The organism is Nonomuraea sp. NPDC050643 (genome assembly GCF_040654715.1).
GTDB lineage: Bacteria > Actinomycetota > Actinomycetes > Streptosporangiales > Streptosporangiaceae > Nonomuraea.
Genome location: NZ_JBFAIM010000001.1, coordinates 103,733 through 122,116, shown reverse-complemented (window position 1 = coordinate 122,116; position 18,384 = coordinate 103,733). Strand labels below are relative to the sequence as shown.

Sequence of the window (18,384 nt, the reverse complement as noted above, 5' to 3'; positions counted from 1 at the left end):
CCTCTCAATATCCGGCGGCCTTGTCGACGACGTTACGCAGCGGCTCGCCTCGCGTGAAGCGGCCCACGTTGTCCAGCAGGATCTCCAGGCCGCGGCGGGCGGTCTCGTGCGTGGTGGCGCCGTTGTGCGGGGTGACGATGACGTTGGGCAGCGACCAGAACGGGCTGTCCGGCGGGAGGGGTTCCACGCCGTGCGCGTCGAGTCCGGCGCCGGCGATCTCACCCCGGCGCAGCGCGTCGAGCAGGGCGCCGTCGTCGGCGATCCCGCCGCGCGAGACGCAGACGAAGCACGCGGTACGCCGCATCGCCGCGAACTCCGACCGGCCGAACCGGCCCCGGGTGGCCGCCGTGAGCGGCGCGGTGACCACCACGAAGTCGGACTCGGCCAGGAAGCGCCCGAGGTCCTCCTGGCCGAACAGCTCGTCCACGCCGGGCGCGGGCCGGTCCGGCGATCGGCGCACGCCGAGCACGCGCATGTGGAACGCCTTCGCCTTGGCGGCCAGGTCGAGGCCCGCGTGGCCCAGGCCGTACAGGCCGATGGTCCTGCCGGCCAGCTCGCCGTGGACGTAGCGGTCCCAGCGGCGCTCGGACTGGGCGCGCAGCCAGCGCGGCGCGTCCCGGTCGAGCATGAGCACCAGCAGCATCGCCTGCTCGGCCAGCGGGATCGCGCCGTTGCCGGTGGCCGAGGTGAGGACCACGTCGCTGTCGAGCAGCCCGTCCGACAGGACGGCGTCCACGCCGGCCGCCGGGCTGTGCACCCAGCGGAGCCGCGGCGCCCTGGCCAGCAGCGGCTCCGGCACGTGCCCGACGACGGCGTCGGCGAGCTCGATGCCGTCCGCCGGGTCGGCCGCGAACGCGACGTACGCGTCCCCCGCCGCCCCGGCGATCCGCCGGCGCGTGATCTCGTCGTGCTCGCCGGTGACGGTGATCCTCATTTGAGCCCCGTGGTGGCGATGCCGCGGATGAGCTGCTTCTGGGCGACGGCGAAGAAGATCAGTACGGGCAGCAGCGACACCAGCGACATCGCGAACAGCATGCCCACGCCGCCCTGCGTCTCGGAGTCGACCATGGAGTTGAGCGCCACCGGCACCGTGAACATCTTGGGCGAGGTCAGGTAGATCAGCGGGACGAAGAAGTCGTTCCAGGTCCAGATGAAGGTGAAGATCGTGGTGGTCACCAGGGCCGGCCGCATGAGCGGCAGGATCACGTACCAGAACGTACGGAAGGGTCCCGAGCCGTCGATCCAGGCCGCGCGGTCCAGGTCCCGCGGGATGGTCCTGATGAACTGCACCATCAGGTAGACGAAGAACGCGTCGGTGGCCAGGAACTTGGGGATGAGCAGCGGATAATAGGTGTTCACCAGGTCGAGCTGCGAGAAGAAGATGTACTGCGGGATCACCAGGACGTGCATCGGCAGCATCACCGACACCAGCGTGATCGCCAGATAGAGCCCGCGCATCCTGAACTCCAGCCTGGCCAGCGCGAACGCGGTCAGCGAGCAGGAGAACAGGTTGCCGGCGATCGAGCCGACGGTGACGATCAGCGAGTTGACGAAGAAGACCGTGAACGGGCGGTTCAGCGCGTGCCAGCCCTCGACGAAGTTGTCGAAGGTGATCTCGCTGGGTATGAGGCCGGGCTCGGTGAGGATCAGGTGGTCGGGCTTGAGCGAGCCGGCGATCATCCAGATCAGCGGATAGAGCATCAGCAGCACGAAAGCACCGAGACCGAGGTGTTTGAGCAGGTCGCGGCGGCCACGCCGCCGCAGGGCCGCCCGTGAGCCGGCGCGCGTGGACTCGAGCGAGGTGGTCGCGGTCGTCATCAGTCGTCTCCGTAGAAGACCCAGTACTTCGACAGGACGAAGTGCACGGCCGTCACCAGGCCGATCGCGGCCATGAGCACCCAGGCCAGCGCGGAGGCGTAGCCCATGTCGAAGTTCGTGAATCCCTGCTGGTAGATGTAGAGCGTGTAGAACAGCGTCGAGTTGGCGGGGCCTCCGGTGCCGCCGCTGACGACGTGGGCCTGGGTGAAGGTCTGGAACGCGCCGATCGTCTGCAGGATGAGGTTGAAGAAGATGATCGGGGTGAGCAGCGGGATCGTGACGCGGGTGAACTGGCGCACGACTCCGGCGCCGTCCACCTTGGCGGCCTCGTACAGCTCCTCGGGGATCTGGCGGAGCCCGGCCAGGAAGATGACCATCGGCGAGCCGAACGTCCACACGTTGAGGACGATGAGCGTCGACAGCGACAGGCTCGGGTTCTGCAGCCAGCTTCCGAGCTCCAGGCCGACCAGCGACAGCGCCCGGTCGACGAGGCCGTCGTCGCCGAAGATCTGCCGCCACAGGATCGCCACGGCGACGCTGGTGCCCAGCAGCGAGGGCAGGTAGAAGGCGCTGCGGTAGAAGGCCAGCCCGCGCAGCCCGCGGTCGAGGATGAGCGCCAGCAGCAGCGCGAAGCCGAGCTGCAGCGGGATGGAGACCAGGACGTAGACCAGCGTCACCCGGACGGCGGCCCAGAAGTAGTCGTCCTGGAACATGCGGTGGAAGTTCTCCAGGCCGTTGAACTCCGGCGAGCTGAGGATGTTGTAGTCGGTGAAGGCCAGGTAGAGCGAGGCCAGCAACGGCACGGCCGTCACCAGCACGAGCCCCAGCCACCAGGGGATGAGGAAGACGTGCGCGGCTCCGCCCTGACTGTGGAGGCTGCGTCTCGCCACGGCGGCCGCCTACCGGGCCCGGGTGATGCCGGCGGTGATCTCGTCGAGCAGCCGTTTCGCGCCGTCGGCGGTGCTGAGCCGGCCGAGCGAGATCTCCTCGGCGACCCTGGCCATGGCCGTACGCCAGGTGCTGCTGCCCGGGGGCGCCTCGAAGCGGGGGCGGCGCTCGGCCTCGCGACCGGCCTGTACGGCGGTGAGCATCTCCTTCTCGTCCCCGCTCGCGCTGCCCAGGTACTGCTGGAACACCTTGGGATTGACCGGTGCCCCCATGGTGAGGCCGACGGTCCTGGTCATCGCGGGGTCGTTGGTGTTGTAGCCGACGAGCTTGCCCGCGGCCTCGACCTTGTCATCGTCGATGCCCTGATATATCGCCATCCGGGGGAAGTAGAGGAACGGGTACCCGGCCTGCGCGTCCTTGGCGACGGGCATGGCGCGCAGCTTGAAGCGGTGGTCGGGGAACATCTTGGCGTCGTCGATGAGGTGGTTGGAGTTGCCCACCTTGGCCAGCACCTTCTTGCCGACCAGCGCCCAGTCGGGTCCGATGCCCTCCTGCTCGCTGAGCGTCATCACGGCGCCGGCCTTCTGCAGCCGGTCCCACCAGTCGAACCAGGCCGCCACGCTGTCGGCGGTGAAGCCGGGCTTGCCGTCCTCGGTCCAGAGCTGCTCGCCGCGCTGGCGCAGCCACGACTCGAACGGCAGGTCGGCGTCGGCCTCGTACGGCATGCCCTTGCGCTTGTTCGGGTTGTCCTTGGCGTAGGCGATGAGGAAGGCCGACCAGGCGTCCCAGTCGGCGTCGGCGGGCGGGAGCTCGACGTCGTCCTCCTCGGCGAACGTCTCGTTGTAGCGGATGACCGGGACGAAGATGCCGAACGGCATGGTGTTGAGCTGCCCGCCCAGCTTGAACGTCTCCAGCTCCTCCTTGGAGTAGTCGGCCAGGTCGAGCGTCGGGATGTCGTCGAGGCGGCGGTAGAGCTTGTTCTTGTGGTAGGTCATCACCTGCGGTGAGGCCACCCAGAAGATGTCGGCCACGTCGCGGGCGGCCATCTGCGTGGTCATGCGCTCCTGGAAGGCGGTGTACTCGGCGAACTCGGGCTCGACCTGGATGCCCGGGTTCTTGGCGGCGAACTCCTTGAGGGCCTTCGTGTAGTTCTGCTGCCGGATGTTGTTGCCCCACCAGGCGTATCTCAGCGCGGTGCCGCCGCCGCTCTCGGCGCCGCCGCCGCACGCCGTGAGGCCGGCGCCCAGCGCCCCGGCCGCGGCCAGCTTCAGGAATCCCCGCCGATCGAGTCCGCTCATCACTTCTTCTCCCGTCGTCCTCACAGGGGACCGGCTATCCCGGTGATTGACTTAGTGTTGTTTTGTCTTACGAGACCGTCAATAGGTCATGCATACTTGTTTGACAATTTGAGGACTTCGAAGAGGCCGATCTCGGGCAGCCGTACCCGGCCGTCACGGAGCTCCAGCTCGCGGCCCGCGCGCAGGGCGTCGACCCGCCACTCGCCCGGCCACGGCGGCTCCAGCCACGACTCGCCGATCGGCAGCGGGCGGCGGAAGCGCTGGTCGGCGTCGCCCGAGCGGTTGAGCAGGTGGATCACCTTCGCCGTCCCCGACCGGGCGGGCACGATCTCGACCTGCTCCGGCAGGCCGGTCCGCAGGCCGGGGCCCGCCTGGGCGGCGAACAGGTCGCGGTGCGCGCTCAGCCCGGTCACGCGGTAGCCGCGGCCGACCGTCCACGGCATCAGCACGCCCCGCCCCCGGCCGTAGGGGGCGCTCAGCAGGCCCGGGTGGGCGCTCTCGTGATGGCCGTGACATTTCTCCGGCGGGCCGTACCGGGCCCTGGACAGGGCGAACAGGCCCGTTTCTGCCTGCTCCGCGGGTTCGACCACGTGGAAGGCCCCGACCACGGGCACCATGCCGCGCTCGCCGCGCAGGTGGAGCGAGCGCACGGCCTCCTCGGTGGCGTGGCTCGCCAGGCGGCGGGCGGCGGGCAGGCAGGCGAGCTGGGGCCGGTCCACGTCGAACCCGCTCGAACCGGTCGCCAGCACGGTCCCGCCCGCCTCGGCGTACGCGTCCAGCACCTCGGGGCAACGCAGCACGCCCAGGTCCGGCAGCACGACCAGCCGGTACCGGGACAGGTCGCTCACCGGCAGCTTGTCCTCGGGCAGCACGTCGAAGGGGATGTGCCGCTCCAGCAGCGACAGGTACAGCCCCTGGAACTCGCCCTGGTCCCCATCCGGGCGGACCAGCAGCGTGCCCGCCTCGGAGACCAGGTCCCGGTAGACGCCGGCGTGGTCGCGGTGGAAACGGGTGATCTCGCCCGCGATCTCCAGGCACTCGTACGGGCTGTCGTCGGGCGTCCCCATGATGTACGTGGACGGGATCGCCCCCCGCGAGATCGCCTGCAGCAGATACTGGGCGAAGTGGTACGGCTCCTCCCCCGCCATCCGGTACGGCATGTCCACGAACCCCACCGAGTTGACCAGCACCGGCACGTCCGGCCGGTACGACTTCGCCGCGCTGACGTGCTCGCTGGTGCGGTGGTGCCACAGGGGCCGGCCGACGGCGTTGTTGGCCTCGTGGAAGACGATGTCGGCGTGCTCGCCCAGGATCAGCGCCGCCTCCGGCCGCCGGCCGGCGATCTCGGCCCTGATCCGGGCGTTGAGGTCTTCGAGTGTGTCGTGCGCGAACCGCCGCCAGCGCGCGTAGCCGGGCGAGTCCGGCCCTTCCGGCGGATCCTCCCCGAACCGGCGGACGCAGGCCAGGCAGTGGCAGACCCCCCAGTACCGGCGGCTGTAGTCGATCTCGTTGAACGACATCCAGTTGAGGAAGAAGCCGTCGATCTCGTACCGGTCGAGGACCTCGCCGATGATCTCGAACAGCTTGACCTGGTAGTAGTCGCCGCTCGGGCAGACGCTGGTCAGCCCGTTGTAGACCTGCGGCTCGCCGGAGGGCGAGACGAAGCACCACTCCGGATGATCCTCGGCCCGCCGGTGGTCGATCTTGGAGAAGTCCATGCGGGCCAGGACGCGCACGCCCCGGCGGCGGGCCGCCGTCACCGCGTCCCCGACCAGGTCCCCGGACGGGCGCTCGGCCAGCCACGGGTTACGCGTCTGGAAGTCCAGGCCGGTCGGGTAGTTGGACAGGATGCCGCCGACGCTGATCAGCCAGGCGTCGGCCCCGAACTCCTCCAGGTGGTCGAGCACCCGCTCGACGTCGAGCCCCGCGTCCACCTCGCGAAGATTGGTCTGGAACATCCGGAACGGCTCGCGCCACCACGGCCGGCTCATGAGCGCGCCCAGGTCAGGTGCACGACCTCGATGAGCCCCGCCCCGGTCAGCTCCACCTCGGCCCGGCCGTCGCGAACCGCCGTGGCGGCCTCGGCGTCGGCGACCAGCAACCGGGCCGTGGCCCCTCGGACGCCCGGTGGCAACGCGACGCTCACGGTCTGCGGGGGCAGGGGGAGGGTCTCCCTGATGGCGCCGCGCATGGCCATCGGGTTGGTGAGGTTCACGACGGTGACCGTGACGCCGTGCTCGTCCTTGCGTACGGCGAGGTCGGCCAGGCCGGGGCCGCGCACGGTGGCCTCGGGCTCGCCGCCGAGCGCCCACCGCACCGCGTTGGCGATCAGGAGACCGTGGTCGGCCTGCAGCGCCTCCCAGAAGACGGCCCCGAGGTCGAACGGGATGTAGACGACGCGCCCCGGCCCCTCTCTGGTGATCACGGCGGGAGCGTCGGGGGCCTGCCTGGCGTACAGCTCCTCCATGGGCAGGTCGGGAAAGTCCGGGACGAAGCGGAACGGCACGTCCGCGCCCTGCCTGGCCTCGACCCGCAGCACCCGGGTGCCGCCGATGATCCGTTTCGCGCCGCCGAAACCGCCGCTCACCGGGTGCTCGCCGGTCAGCGCGATGTAGTTGTTCTTCACCGGGCCTCTGACGGGTTCGCGCAGTTCGGCGCCGAAGACGTCGGCCAGGCCGAAGTTCTCGCGCGGGTCGCCGTGCTCGTCGTACAGGGAGGACTGGTGCGCGGCCACCAGCCCGCCGCCGGCGGCGACGTACTCGCGGATCACCTGGCACTGCGCGTCGCTCAACTGCTCGGCGTCCGCCAGCACCAGCACCTTGTACGGCCGCAGCCGCTCGGCCGACAACACCTGGTCGGCGAGCAGCTCGAACGGGATCCGCGCCTCCACCAGCGCCTGGTAGAACCCGTCCTCGTCGGGAAAGGTGTGCGCCGCCCCGGTTCTGAGCTGCCCGGCCCTGGTGGGGTCGAGCAGCGCGACCTCGGCGCAGACCGGCATCGCCGACAACACCGGCTCCAGCCGCGCGTGCAGCCCGAACGCCTCCACCACGGCGGGCACCCAGCGCGGGTCGGAGACGGTCGCGTTGAACTTGGTGAACCACGGGAACGCGCCCTGCGCGAACCCGTCCACGATCCAGGTCCGCACCTCCTCGGGCGGCGCCACCGAGTCCTTCCACCGGTGCTGGTGGTGCTCGGGGCCGACGGAGGTGATCAGCCCGATCGGCCGGTCGGGGAACAGGCCGCGGCTGCGCTTGGCCACCCGCCCGGCCGCCCACGGCGCCTCGATCCCGGAGCGGCCCTGCTTGTCCACCACGAACATCGGGTAGACGCGCCGCACCAGCTCCGGCTCCAGGTCGCGGGCGGCGAAGGCGCCCAGGTTGGGGATGAAACGGGCGTGCGGCCGCAGGTCCTTGACGGCCGCGTCCCAGATCGCGACCAGCTCGCTGAGCCTGCGCCGCCGCCAGGCCACATAGGCGGGCCAGGCGGGGTCGTGCTCGCCCTTGGGCAGCTCGAACCCGGTGTCGTCGTGGAACGAGCGGCGCGCGGCCTCGCTGTAGGAGATGCCGCCGTACCCCTCCCAGCGGTTGGCGAAGATGGCGTCCACGTCGTAGTCACGGACGATCTCGCGCGCCACCTCCGTGATGAACTCGCGGTGGTAGCCGGTGAAGGCGCAGGTGAGCCAGATGCCGGGATGGGCCCAGTGCTCGATGGGCGCCCCCTCCGGATCGCACGCCAGCCACTCGGGATGCGCCTGCGCGGCGTCGGCGTGCACGGCGTGCGGGTCCACCCGGGCCATGACGTGCATTCCCAGCCCCCGGGCGGCCTCGGTCAGCGCGCCGAACGGGTCGGTGTCACCGAGGTGGACGCTGCGGTGGTGGAAGGGGATGCGGGTGGGGTAGTAGGCGATGTAGCCCCCGGCGCTGATGCAGGCCGCGTTGGACCTGCTGTCCCGCATGACCTCGGTCCAGAAGTCGACATCGAGATGTGCCGGGTCGTCCTCGGCCAGCGTCAACTGCGTCCAGCGGGTCGCCGTACGGGGCCAGTCGGATGTTCGCATCGTGACACACCTCTCGACAGGGTTGTTGCCAGACGCGCAATATTGTTATACAAGAATTCAAGCTCGACAAGAGCACGTCATTCAAGGCACAACAGGCCGAGCCACGACGAGAGGCTCAAGTCACGGCGAGGACGCTCAGGATGCGGGGGACGTTCGAGACACGGCGAAGGTTTTGAGACGCGGCGCGAGAAAGGCGCGACCGGCGCGGCGGCGGCGTCCGGTCGAGCCGTCACGGGCCGGCCGTCATGGCGCGCACCCCGAAGCGCAACCGGTACAGCGGCGGGCGGGGGCCGGACTCAAGTCAGCAGTAGTCGCGGTGAGGGGACCTCGAAGGCGAGACCGGGGTGCGGCGGGAGCAGGGCGTGCGGCGGCCTGCGCACTCGCGACCTACGCCCTGGCGCGCGGCCGGGTCAGCTCACGTCAGCAGCGGCAGCAGCAGTCGTAGGCGTCGCGGTGAGGACCTCGAAGGCGAGGCGGCGGTGGGCGGCGAAGAGCGCTACGGCGGTCTCGGCGTCGCGGACGCGCAGTGCGGCGACCAGTTCGCGGTGCTCACCCGGGATGCGCTCAAGATAGTCCTGCGCGCTGAGGTTGATCCGGGTCAGCAGGAAGAGGTGGACCTGACAGCGGATGGCCTGCCACGCCTCGGCGAGGCGCTGGTGCCGGGCGGCCTCGAAGACGGCGTCGTGGAAGGCGATGTCGAGCCGCACCATCTCGTGCACGTCCGCGGCGCGGTCCATCAAACCGGCCGTCTTCTCGATGGAGGCGAGTTCCTCCACGGAGGCATGCCTGATGACCTGCCGGACGGCCAGGTCTTCGAGGGCTCCGCGCAGGCTGTCGAGCTCGGCGACGTCCCCGGGCGACAGCGTGGTCACCGTGGTGCCGCGGTGCCACGCGCAGTGGACCAGGCCCTCACGTTCCAGCAGCCGCAGCGCCTCGCGGACGGGGCCGCGGCTGACGTCCATCGCACCGGAGAGCTCCACCTCCCGAAGCTGCGCGCCGGGGGCGTAGACCCCTCCGAAGATGGCCTCCCGGATCCGGTCTGCGACCTCCTCGGACAGGCCCCGGCGGCGTGCGGGAGCCACAGCGCCGCGATCGTCCATGGCTTTACCTCCTCGATGTGTCAATGTTAACATCAGCGCGTTATTGTCCTAATGTTTACATTACGACAATCCAGGGTGATCGACATGAAGGTGTTCCAGATCGGCGCCGCCGGCGGCGTCGGGCGCAGGCTCGCCCGACTGCTGGCCGACCGGGGCGACCAGGTCACGGGCATGTACCGCGACCCCGCTCAGGCCGACACCGTCCGCGCCTCCGGCGCGATCCCGCTCGCCGGGGATCTCATCGGCGACTCGGCGGAGGAACTGGCGGCCAAGCTCACCGGGCATGACGCGGTGGTGTTCTCCGCCGGCGCGCACGGCACCGGCCGGGACAAGACCACCCTGATCGACGGCAAGGGCCTGGAGAAGGCCGCCGACGCGGCCGTACGCGCCGGGGCGTCACGGTTCGTCCTCGTCTCGGCGTTCCCGGACGCCCTGCGCGACGGCGCGCGTAGCGAGGGCTTCGAGCACTACATCAGGGTCAAGAAGAGCGCGGACGTCCACCTCACCCGTACCGGCCTGGACTGGCTGATCGTCCGGCCCGGCACCCTCCTCGACACCCCGGGCACCGGCCACGTCACGGCCGGACCGGCGATCGAGTACGGCGAGGTGCCCCGAGACGACGTCGCCGCGTTCATCGCCGCCGCGCTGCACGAGCCTGCCCTCAGCCGCACCATCGTCGAACTCACCTCCGGACGGACGCCCGTGGCCGACGCGGTCGCCGCGCTAGCGACCGGCCGGCCCAGCCTCTGACCTGTCTGATCGTCTCCCCCGCCCATCAGACCCGGTGGCTCAGGAAGGCCGCCGCGCGCAGGAAGGAAAGCCACACCCATGCCCTCCACCGATCTCCCCATCCCGCGGTTCCACCTGGCCATGCCGGTCGACGACCTGGCCGCCGCCCGGCACTTCTACGGCGAGGTGCTGGGCCTGGAGCAGGGCCGGAGCGCCGACACCTGGGTCGACTGGAACCTCCACGGCCACCAGTTCGTCACCCACCTCGCACCGGCCCGCCCCCAGCGCGTCCACAACCCGGTCGACGGCCACGACGTCCCGGTGCCACACTTCGGCCTCATCCTGACCGTCCCCAACTTCCACACGCTCGCCGACCGCCTCCGCAAAGCGGGCACCACGTTCGTCATCGAGCCCTACGTACGTTTCCAGGGCGAGACCGGCGAACAATGGACGATGTTCCTGCTCGACCCGGCAGGCAACGCCCTGGAGTTCAAGGCATTCGCCGACGACACCCAGGTCTTCGCCACCTGACACCGGACACCTCCTCCCGATTCCACCCCCAGGTCTGCTCCACAGAGCCATGGACGACTTCGGCACATCTCCTGTCCGGGAGGAGGAGCGAGGCGGGAGGCTCAAGGCCGGATTCACCTCCGACGAAGGGACGCTTGCGACGAGGCGTCCGTCCAGAGAGCAGCCGTACGAAGAAACGCGACGCCCGAAGAAGCACCGCGCGTAGAAGTTCGTGCGGGCGGAGAAGCGTGACGCGCGGGGAAACGTGACGCGCGGGAAACGTGACGCGCGGGGAAGCAGCATTCCCGGAGAAGCGGCACACGTGGAGAAGCGGCGGACCGCGGAGAAACACGACATCCGACGACACTCCACGCCCGGGAACGCGGCACGCGTGGAGAAACGAGCCGCGGAGAAACCCCACGTCCGGGGACGCGGCACGTCCGGGGAAGTGTAGTTATCGGGGGTTTGCGGTCAGGGTGAGGGCGCCGGGGAGGGCGGCGACGGCGTCGCGGACGCGGGCTATGAGCTCGCGCTTGTCCGGTGGCTCCCCCGGCCGGGTGGCCCAGCCGTCGAGTGCGTGGTGCCACGCCGCGACCAGCATGTCGCCGGCCAGCCGGGGGCGCGGGTCGCCGGGCAGGTCGAGCCTGCCGTTGAGGACCTCCAGCACCGTACGCATGGTGCTCTCACAGAAGTGCAGGCTGTGCGCGTTGACCGAAGGGGTGTCCTGGGACAGGCGGTAGCTCGTCAGGGCCCGGCTCGCCCACGCCTCGTCCGCCACCCGGTCCAGCGCGGCCAGCAGGCTATCCTCCATCAGCGCCAGCAGCGGCCCGCCTTCGGGCGCGGCCGTCTCCAGTTCTTCGAGGAAGGCGCGCCACATGTCCTCGAGCGGCGCCATCGCGACGTCCTCCTTGCCGCCGAAGTAGCGGAAGAACGTGCGCTTGGACACCTCCACCTCCTCGCAGAGCTCGTCCAGGGTGACGCCGCCGAAGCCACGTTCGCCGAACAGGGTGAGGGCCGTGTCGATCAGCGCCTGACGGGTCCGCTGCTTCTTGCGTTCGCGCAGCGGGGAGCCTGGGGTCATGGCGTCAGCGTACCGCAGGAGCAAACGCCACTTGCAGGCTTGTGCCACTGAGTGGCATAAATGAGGTGTCACCATCTCCGTGAAAGGCGTCACCTCATGCGTGCCCTCCTTGTCGACCACTCCACCGCAGCCGGTCTGCGCCTCGGCGCGACCCCGGACCCTGAGCCCGCGCCGCACCAGGCCCTCGTCAGGGTGAGCGCCACCTCGCTCAACTACGGCGAGGTCGGCCACCTGATCGCCGAGGCCCCTGACGGCACCGTGCCGGGCTGGGACGCGGCGGGCGTGGTCGAACGCGCCGCCGCCGACGGCTCGGGCCCGGCCGCCGGAACCCCCGTGATCACCATCGGCTGGGACGGCGCATGGGCGGAGCTGCGGGCGGTGGACACCACCAAGCTCGGCCTCGTCCCGGCGGGCGCCGACCTCGGAGCGATCAGTACGATCCCGGTCGCGGGCGCCAGTGCGCTGCGCGCGCTCCGCAGGATGGGGCCCGTGCTGGGCAAGCGCGTCCTGGTGACGGGCGCCACCGGGGGCGTGGGCCGGTACGCCGTACAGCTCGCCCGTCGCGGCGGCGCCCACGTGCTGGCCTCCACCGGGGACCCGGCGCGGCACGGCGACGCGCTGCGTGCCCTGGGCGCCCACGAGGTGATCGCCCACCCCGACCAGGCGGACCTGCCGGTGGACGGCGTGGTGGACAACGTCGGCGGGGGCCAGCTCGTGGCGGCGTTCGGCAAGCTGGCGCCGCACGGCACGCTGGTCGCCGTCGGGCACGGGACTGGAGAGCCGGAGACGTTCCCGTTCGGGGCACTGTTCGGCGACAGCGGGCGGCATGACCGCTCCCTCGTCACCTTCTTCCTGCTGGACGGCGCCGACCTCGTCCCCGACCTGACCTGGCTCGCCGAGCGCGTCGCGGCGGGCGACCTCGACGCGGGGATCTCCTGGCGCGGCGACTGGAACCAGGCGGACGAGGCCGTACACGCTTTGCGCGAACGCCGCCTACACGGCAAGGCCGTCCTGGACGTAACCTGACCGCGCCCACACCACCCGCACGGCAAGCCCACCCCGGACATGACCCGGCCGCGCACACCGCCCGTACGGCGGCAAGACGGCCCCGGATGTGGACTGATGGGCCGAGTGTTGTCTACACGGTGGAGCCGCCCGCGACGTGATCCCACGGTGTGAATGCCGCCTGCATGGCAAGGCTCGTCCTGGACGTGGCGTTGCGGTATGGGTGGTGACTTGACCTCAAGCTTGGTTGAGATTGCAGGCTCGGAGTGACGCACTTGTTCACGACCTCCAGGAGAACCCCATGCATGCCGTCGTTCTGCACTCCTTCGGCCCCGCCGAGAACCTGCGCTACGAGACCGTCCCCGACCCCGAGCCCGGCCCTGGGCAGGTGCGGGTCGTCGTCAAGGCGGCGGGTGTGCACCTGGTGGAGACCAAGATGCGCGCGGGCGGAGCCGGCGGTCTGATGCCGCCGCTGCCCGAGCTTCCCGCCATCTTCGGCGGGGAGGTGGCCGGCCGGGTGGACGCCGTGGGCCCCGGTGTGGACTCCGCCTGGATCGGGCGCGATGTCGTGACCTCCGGTGGCCGGCCGGGCGGGTACGCCGAGCTGGCGGTCGCCGATGTGACGGCCCTGCACCGGCTGCCCGGCGGACTGAGCTACGAGACGGCGGTGGCCATGATCGTCACCGGCTGCACCGCCCTCGAGTTCCTGGACGTGGCCAAGCTCACCCCGTCCGACGTCGTCCTGGTGACGTCCGCGGCGGGCGGGATCGGCCGCCTGCTCGTCCAGTACGCGCGCTCCCTCGGCGCCACGGTGATCGGCGCGGCCGGCGGCCCGGCCAAGGTGGCGGACGTCCGCGAGCTGGGCGCCGACCTGGCCGTGGACTACGACGAGCCCGGCTGGCAGGACGGCGTGGCCGAGCGGCTGGGCGGCCGTACGGTCACCGCCCTGCTCGACGGGGTGGGCGGTGACAAGGCGCGGGCGGCGTTCGAACTGCTCGCCGACGGCGGCCGGTACGTCACCATCGGCACCGCCTCCGCGGAGCTCTACGAGCCCGACCCCGAGACGCTCAAGGAGCGGGACCTGACCGCCACCAACGCCCTGATGATTCTGCTCGGCCGGCCGGAGGAACGCCCCGCGTACGAGGCCAAGGCTCTGGAGGCGGCGGCCGAGGGCCGGCTGGTGCCGGCCGTGCAGACGTTCCCGCTGGCGCAGGCCGCGCAGGCGCATGCCGCCCTCGAGACCCGGCAGACCACGGGCAAGGTCATTCTCGTGCCGTAGCCCGGCAGGTGAACGCGTACCGCTGCCGGTCAGGGCGGTAGGACGAGCCGGTCACCACGAGGCCGGCCTCGGCGAGCCTGGCCTCCAGGTCGGCGGGCGTGAACGGCTGGAAGTCGATGGGGTGCCGCTGGTGCTCCAGGGTTCCGTCCGGGTTCTCCCGCAGGAACAGGACCTCGGCCAGGCACGGCTCGCCGAACTGGTCGGGGATGTTCCAGACGTACAGGCACCAGGAGCGGACGCCGTCCCGCTCGCGTACGCGGTCGGCGGGCACGATGCGGGGGCGCTCCCGGTAGAGCAGCTCCCAGTTGCGGGAGTCCACGATCAGCGTGCCCGTGGGCGAGAGCACCTCGCGCATCCCCGTCAGCGCGGCCACCATGGCCTCGTGCGAGCCGGCGTGCACCAGGGAGTTGCCCAGGCACAGGACCAGTTCGTACGAGCCGGCCGCGGACACGGCGGCGGGCAGGCGTTCCCAGCGGGCGACGAGCACCTGCACCTCGGCGGGCAGCCGGCGCCTGGCCTCGGCCGCCATGGCGGGGCTGCCGTCGGTGGCGGTCACCTGGAAGCCCGCGTGGTTCAGCGCCATGGCGTCCGTGCCGATGCCGCACGCACAGTCGAGCACCGTGGCGCCGCGTGGCAGGGTGCGTACGGTCGCCTCGATCAGCTCGAGGTTCTCGGAGGAGGTGCCGCCGATGACGCCGGGGAAGTCCACGACCTCGTCGGGGAAGATCCAGTGGTAGTCGGCGGCCAGGTCGCGATAGTAGTCCGGCACCGCCCGAGCATCACACGCCCACCCCACCCGGTCCACCCCTCCGACACCGCCTGAGCACCGCACCCCCGGTCCACTCCCAGATCCGCCCGAGCCGAAGCGATCCGCGGCGTCGTGGGTGACCTGGGTGGGGGACCCCGCCTTCGGTTAGGGGACGCTTTGCTCATTAGGGTGCAATACATGACGGAACGGATCATGGACCCCGGGGTTCCCGATGGCCGGAGTGCTGGACGGTACCTGTGGTGGCTGGTCACGAGTCAGCGCGGCCGGGTCCTCGCCGGGGCGTTCCTCGGGACGGCGTGGATGGTGTGCCTGACGTTGCCGCCGTACTTCCTGTCCCGCGCGATCGACGACGGCCTGACCCCCGGGAACATGACCGCGCTGGTGGGCTGGGTCGCCGCGGTGCTGGGCGTCGGAGGGCTGAACGCGTGGCTGGCCATCATGCGGCACCGGACGATGACGCGGGTTCGCATGGACGCCACCTTCCGTACCGTCCAGGTCGTGATCCTGCACGCCACCCGCCTCGGCGCCGCGCTGCCGCGCAAGGTCACGGCCGGGGAGGTGGTCACGATCGGGTTCACCGACGCCGCCGTGATGGCCCAGACGCTCACGATCACCGGCCCTGGCGTCGGCGCGGTCCTGTCGTACATCGTCGTGGCCGCGCTGCTGCTGTCGGTCTCGCCGCTGCTCGCCGTAGTGGTCCTGCTCGGCGTGCCGCTGCTCGTCGCCGTGGTCGGCCCGCTGCTGGGGCGCCTGCGCGGCGCCGAGACGGCGTACCGGATGATGCAGGGCGACCTCGCCGAGCGGTTCAGCGACATCGCGGGCGGGCTGCGGGTGCTGAACGGCATCGGCGGCAAGGACGTGTACGCCGGCCGCTACCGCCAGGGCTCCCAGGAGCTGCGGGAGAAGGGTTACCGGGTCGGCGCGGTGACGAGCTGGATCCAGGCGGTGGGGGTCGGCCTGCCCACGCTGTTCCTGGGCGCGGTGACGTGGCTGGCGGCCCGGATGGCCGCGCAGGGCGACATCACCACCGGCGAACTGGTCGCCGTGTACGGGTACGCCGCCGTGCTGGTGGTGCCGGTCTCGTTCTTCGTCGAGGGCGGCTACGACCTCAGCCGCGGCCTGGTCGCCGCCCGCAGGGTGATCCACCTGCTGAACCTGCGGCCCGACACCGAGGACGGCGGCGCGGAGCCGCCCACGGAGCCGCCCGCGGAGCCGTCCCCTCTGCACGACCCCGAGTCCGGTGTGGAGATCGCGCCAGGGACGCTCACGGCGCTGGTCAGCGCCCGCCCGGCGGAGTCCGCGGCGGTGCTGGACCGGTTGGGCGCCTTCACCGCCTCGGCCGCGACCTGGGGCGGGATCCGCCTGGACGACATCGACCCGGTGCGGCTGCGCGAGCGGATCCTGGTGGCGGACAACGAGGCGGACCTGTTCGCCGGACCGCTGCGCGAAGTCGTCGCGGGCAGCCGGGACCCGGACGACGCGGCCATCGAACGGGCCGTCCACGACGCCCTGGCCGACGACATCGTCCAGGCGCTCCCCGACGGGCTCGACTCGGACGTCGCGCCGCAGGGGCGCAACCTGTCCGGTGGCCAGCGCCAGCGCGTACGCCTGGCCCGCGCCCTGCTGGCCGAGCCCGAGATCCTGCTGGCCGCCGAGCCCACCTCGGCCGTGGACGCCCACACCGAGGCGAACATCGCGAGCCGCCTGCGGGCCGCGCGGGCGGGCCGCACCACGGCCGTCACCACCACCTCGCCCCTCGTCCTGGACCGGGCGGACACGGTGCACTTCCTGGTCGGCGGCCGGGTCGCGGCCTCGGGCACGCACCACGACCTGCTCCGCGAGCACCCGGGCTACCGCTCGCTGGTGTCCCGGGGCACGAACGACGACGACGACGTCCCACTCGCGGAGGCCGCCCGATGACCGACGCGACCGACGCAAAAGACCCAACCAACGCGACCAGCCCGACCAGCCCGACCGGGTTGCCCGTTGCTCAGCCCGCCGTGACCCGGCGTGCCGCGCTGCGGTTGATCCGCGCGGACGGCCGGGCGTTCGCCGTCATGATCGCCCTCAACGCCCTGGCCGCCGGAGCGGGGCTGGCCGGTCCCTGGCTGCTCGGCCGCATCATCGACACGGTCAAATCGGGCGCGGGCGTCGCCGCCGTGGACCGGCTGGCCCTGGCGCTGCTCGGCTTCGCGCTGGCCCAGCTCCTGCTGTCCCGGTACGCGAGCTACGTCGGCCACCGTTTCGGCGAGCGCACGCTGGCCCGCATCCGCGAGCAGTTCACCGAGCGAGCCCTCGCCATGCCCGTCTCGGCGGTCGAACGGGCGGGCACCGGCGACCTGATCACCCGGGGCACCACCGACGTGGCGGCGGTCGGGGCCACGCTGCGCGACGCCGGGCCCGACGTGCTCATCGCCGCCGTGCAGGCGCTGTTCATCCTGGGCGCGGTCTTCGTGCTCGACCCGCTGCTCGGCGCCTGCGGGCTGCTCGGCCTCGTCGGCATCTGGTTCGCCTCCCGGTGGTACCTGCGGCGGGCGGTCACGGCGTACCTGGCCGAGGGCGCGGCCAACTCCGCCCTGGCCGAGGAGCTCGCGGCCACGACCGGCGGCGCGCGGACGGTGGCGGCGCTGCGGCTCGAGCACCGCCGGCTCAGCAGTTGCCGGCGCACGATCGAGGAGTGCCGGCGCAGCCGGCTGCGGACCCTGTTCCTGCGCAGTGTGCTCTTCCCGATCGTGGACGTGTCGTACTCCGTCCCGGTGGCCGCCGTACTGCTGGCCGGGGGCGCGCTCATGATGCGGGACCCTGGCTCCATGACGCTGGGCACGGTCGTCGCCGCCGCGCTCTACCTGCGCCAGCTCTCCCAGCCCCTGGACACCATCCTCGAGCAGCTCGAGCGCCTGCAGAGCAGCACCGCCTCCTTCGCCCGCGTGGAGGGCCTGGCCCTCGCGCCGCCGCCGGGGCCGGCCGCCGTGTCCCCCGCACCGGTGGACGACCGGCTGGAGGTCGCCGGTGTGCGTTACGCCTACGACGGCGGCCCCGACGTGCTGCACGGCGTGGACCTGTCCATCCGGCCCGGCGAGCGCCTGGCCGTCGTCGGCCCCTCGGGCGCGGGCAAGACGACGCTGGGCCGGCTCCTGGCGGGCATGGACGCTCCCAGAAGCGGCTCCGTCACCGTCGGCGGGGTGCCCGTGGCCGGCCTCGACCCCGACCGGCTGCGGGAGCGCGTCGTCCTCGTCACCCAGGAGCACCACGTGTTCCTCGGCACGGTGGGCGACAACCTGCGCATCGCGGCCCCCGCCGCCACCGACGCCGAGCTGCTCAAGGCCCTGGAAGCCGTGGGCGCAGACTGGATCGGCGACCTGCCCGGCGGCCTGGACACCGACCTCGGCCACGGGGCCCACCGGCCGGACGGCGCGCAGGCCCAGCAGCTCGCCCTGGCCCGCGTGGTGCTGGCCGACCCCCACACGCTGATCCTCGACGAGGCCACCGCGCTTCTCGACCCGGCCACGGCCCGCCATACCGAGCGCGCATTGGCGGCCGTGCTGGAGGGCCGTACCGTGGTCGCGATCGCGCACCGCCTCCAGACGGCCCACGACGCGGACCGGGTGGCGGTCATGCGGGACGGTCGGCTCACGGAGCTGGGGACGCACGCGGACCTGGTCGCGGGCGGAGGCGCGTACGCCGCGCTCTGGCACACCTGGCACGGCGTCAAGGAGTGAAAAATATCTTCGCAAAGATCTCGCCTGCGAAGGAAAATGTTGAGACGCTGAACTGCACTACGCGCCCCCCAGCCCCGAGGAGTGGTTCATGCGCAGACTACTGGCGATCTCCTTCGTCGCCCTGTTGCCCT

The 18,384-nt window shown here is 71.5% G+C and carries 15 protein-coding genes; 6 read left to right on the top strand and 9 right to left on the bottom strand.

All coding sequences use genetic code 11. The annotated features are described in order from the left end of the window. Window positions 1–4: 4 nt before the first annotated feature. From AB0I15_RS00515 to AB0I15_RS00485, 7 genes are all read right to left on the bottom strand, one after another. A complete protein-coding gene (locus AB0I15_RS00515) occupies window positions 5–934 on the bottom strand; it encodes a D-2-hydroxyacid dehydrogenase (protein WP_358087832.1) in 930 nt (309 codons plus the stop codon). Beyond that, window positions 931–1,818, bottom strand: coding sequence for a carbohydrate ABC transporter permease (locus tag AB0I15_RS00510; protein ID WP_358087828.1), 888 nt, complete (start codon window positions 1,816–1,818; stop codon window positions 931–933). The genes AB0I15_RS00515 and AB0I15_RS00510 overlap by 4 nt, the downstream gene beginning before the upstream one ends. After that, window positions 1,818–2,708 carry a sugar ABC transporter permease gene (locus tag AB0I15_RS00505; RefSeq protein WP_358087826.1) on the bottom strand — a complete coding sequence of 297 codons (891 nt, stop codon included), beginning with the start codon at window positions 2,706–2,708 and terminating at the stop codon, window positions 1,818–1,820. Before AB0I15_RS00505 ends, AB0I15_RS00510 begins: the two co-directional genes overlap by 1 nt. Window positions 2,709–2,717: 9 nt before the next feature. Next, window positions 2,718–4,004: an ABC transporter substrate-binding protein gene (locus AB0I15_RS00500; RefSeq protein WP_358087823.1), complete on the bottom strand. Its 1,287-nt coding sequence runs from the start codon at window positions 4,002–4,004 to the stop codon at window positions 2,718–2,720. An 86-nt stretch (window positions 4,005–4,090) separates the two neighbouring features. After that, window positions 4,091–5,995 (bottom strand): beta-galactosidase trimerization domain-containing protein, encoded by a 1,905-nt coding sequence (locus AB0I15_RS00495; RefSeq protein WP_358087820.1) that lies wholly within the window; start codon window positions 5,993–5,995, stop codon window positions 4,091–4,093. Next, window positions 5,992–8,061, bottom strand: a complete 2,070-nt coding sequence (locus AB0I15_RS00490; protein WP_358087817.1) for a family 10 glycosylhydrolase — start codon at window positions 8,059–8,061, stop codon at window positions 5,992–5,994. The genes AB0I15_RS00495 and AB0I15_RS00490 overlap by 4 nt, the downstream gene beginning before the upstream one ends. 410 nt (window positions 8,062–8,471) lie before the next feature. Continuing rightward, window positions 8,472–9,161 (bottom strand): GntR family transcriptional regulator, encoded by a 690-nt coding sequence (locus AB0I15_RS00485; RefSeq protein WP_358087813.1) that lies wholly within the window; start codon window positions 9,159–9,161, stop codon window positions 8,472–8,474. Window positions 9,162–9,245: 84 nt separating this feature from the next. Between AB0I15_RS00485 and AB0I15_RS00480 the strand changes: the two genes are divergently transcribed. Next, window positions 9,246–9,911, top strand: a complete 666-nt coding sequence (locus AB0I15_RS00480) for an NAD(P)H-binding protein (protein ID WP_358087810.1) — start codon at window positions 9,246–9,248, stop codon at window positions 9,909–9,911. Window positions 9,912–9,989: 78 nt separating this feature from the next. Beyond that, on the top strand, window positions 9,990–10,421 hold the full coding sequence (locus AB0I15_RS00475) for a VOC family protein (protein ID WP_358087808.1): 432 nt from the start codon (window positions 9,990–9,992) through the stop codon (window positions 10,419–10,421). Between the two features lie 433 nt (window positions 10,422–10,854). Here the strand turns inward: AB0I15_RS00475 and AB0I15_RS00470 are convergent, their stop codons facing one another. Further along, window positions 10,855–11,481 carry a TetR/AcrR family transcriptional regulator gene (locus AB0I15_RS00470; RefSeq protein WP_358087806.1) on the bottom strand — a complete coding sequence of 209 codons (627 nt, stop codon included), beginning with the start codon at window positions 11,479–11,481 and terminating at the stop codon, window positions 10,855–10,857. Window positions 11,482–11,577: 96 nt separating this feature from the next. Here AB0I15_RS00470 and AB0I15_RS00465 point away from each other — a divergent pair, with 96 nt between their 5' ends. Both AB0I15_RS00465 and AB0I15_RS00460 read left to right on the top strand, forming a co-directional pair. Continuing rightward, a complete protein-coding gene (locus tag AB0I15_RS00465; RefSeq protein WP_358087803.1) occupies window positions 11,578–12,507 on the top strand; it encodes a zinc-binding dehydrogenase in 930 nt (309 codons plus the stop codon). Between the two features lie 280 nt (window positions 12,508–12,787). After that, complete coding sequence (locus AB0I15_RS00460; protein WP_358087800.1) at window positions 12,788–13,765, top strand: zinc-binding dehydrogenase; 978 nt, start codon at window positions 12,788–12,790, stop codon at window positions 13,763–13,765. Here the strand turns inward: AB0I15_RS00460 and AB0I15_RS00455 are convergent. Further along, window positions 13,749–14,534: a methyltransferase domain-containing protein gene (locus tag AB0I15_RS00455; protein WP_358087798.1), complete on the bottom strand. Its 786-nt coding sequence runs from the start codon at window positions 14,532–14,534 to the stop codon at window positions 13,749–13,751. The genes AB0I15_RS00460 and AB0I15_RS00455 overlap by 17 nt on opposite strands. A 177-nt stretch (window positions 14,535–14,711) precedes the next feature. Here AB0I15_RS00455 and AB0I15_RS00450 point away from each other — a divergent pair, with 177 nt between their 5' ends. Then, window positions 14,712–16,454 carry an ABC transporter ATP-binding protein gene (locus AB0I15_RS00450; protein ID WP_358087795.1) on the top strand — a complete coding sequence of 581 codons (1,743 nt, stop codon included), beginning with the start codon at window positions 14,712–14,714 and terminating at the stop codon, window positions 16,452–16,454. After that, on the top strand, window positions 16,451–18,253 hold the full coding sequence (locus tag AB0I15_RS00445; RefSeq protein ID WP_358087792.1) for an ABC transporter ATP-binding protein: 1,803 nt from the start codon (window positions 16,451–16,453) through the stop codon (window positions 18,251–18,253). Before AB0I15_RS00450 ends, AB0I15_RS00445 begins: the two co-directional genes overlap by 4 nt. Window positions 18,254–18,384 lie beyond the last annotated feature (131 nt).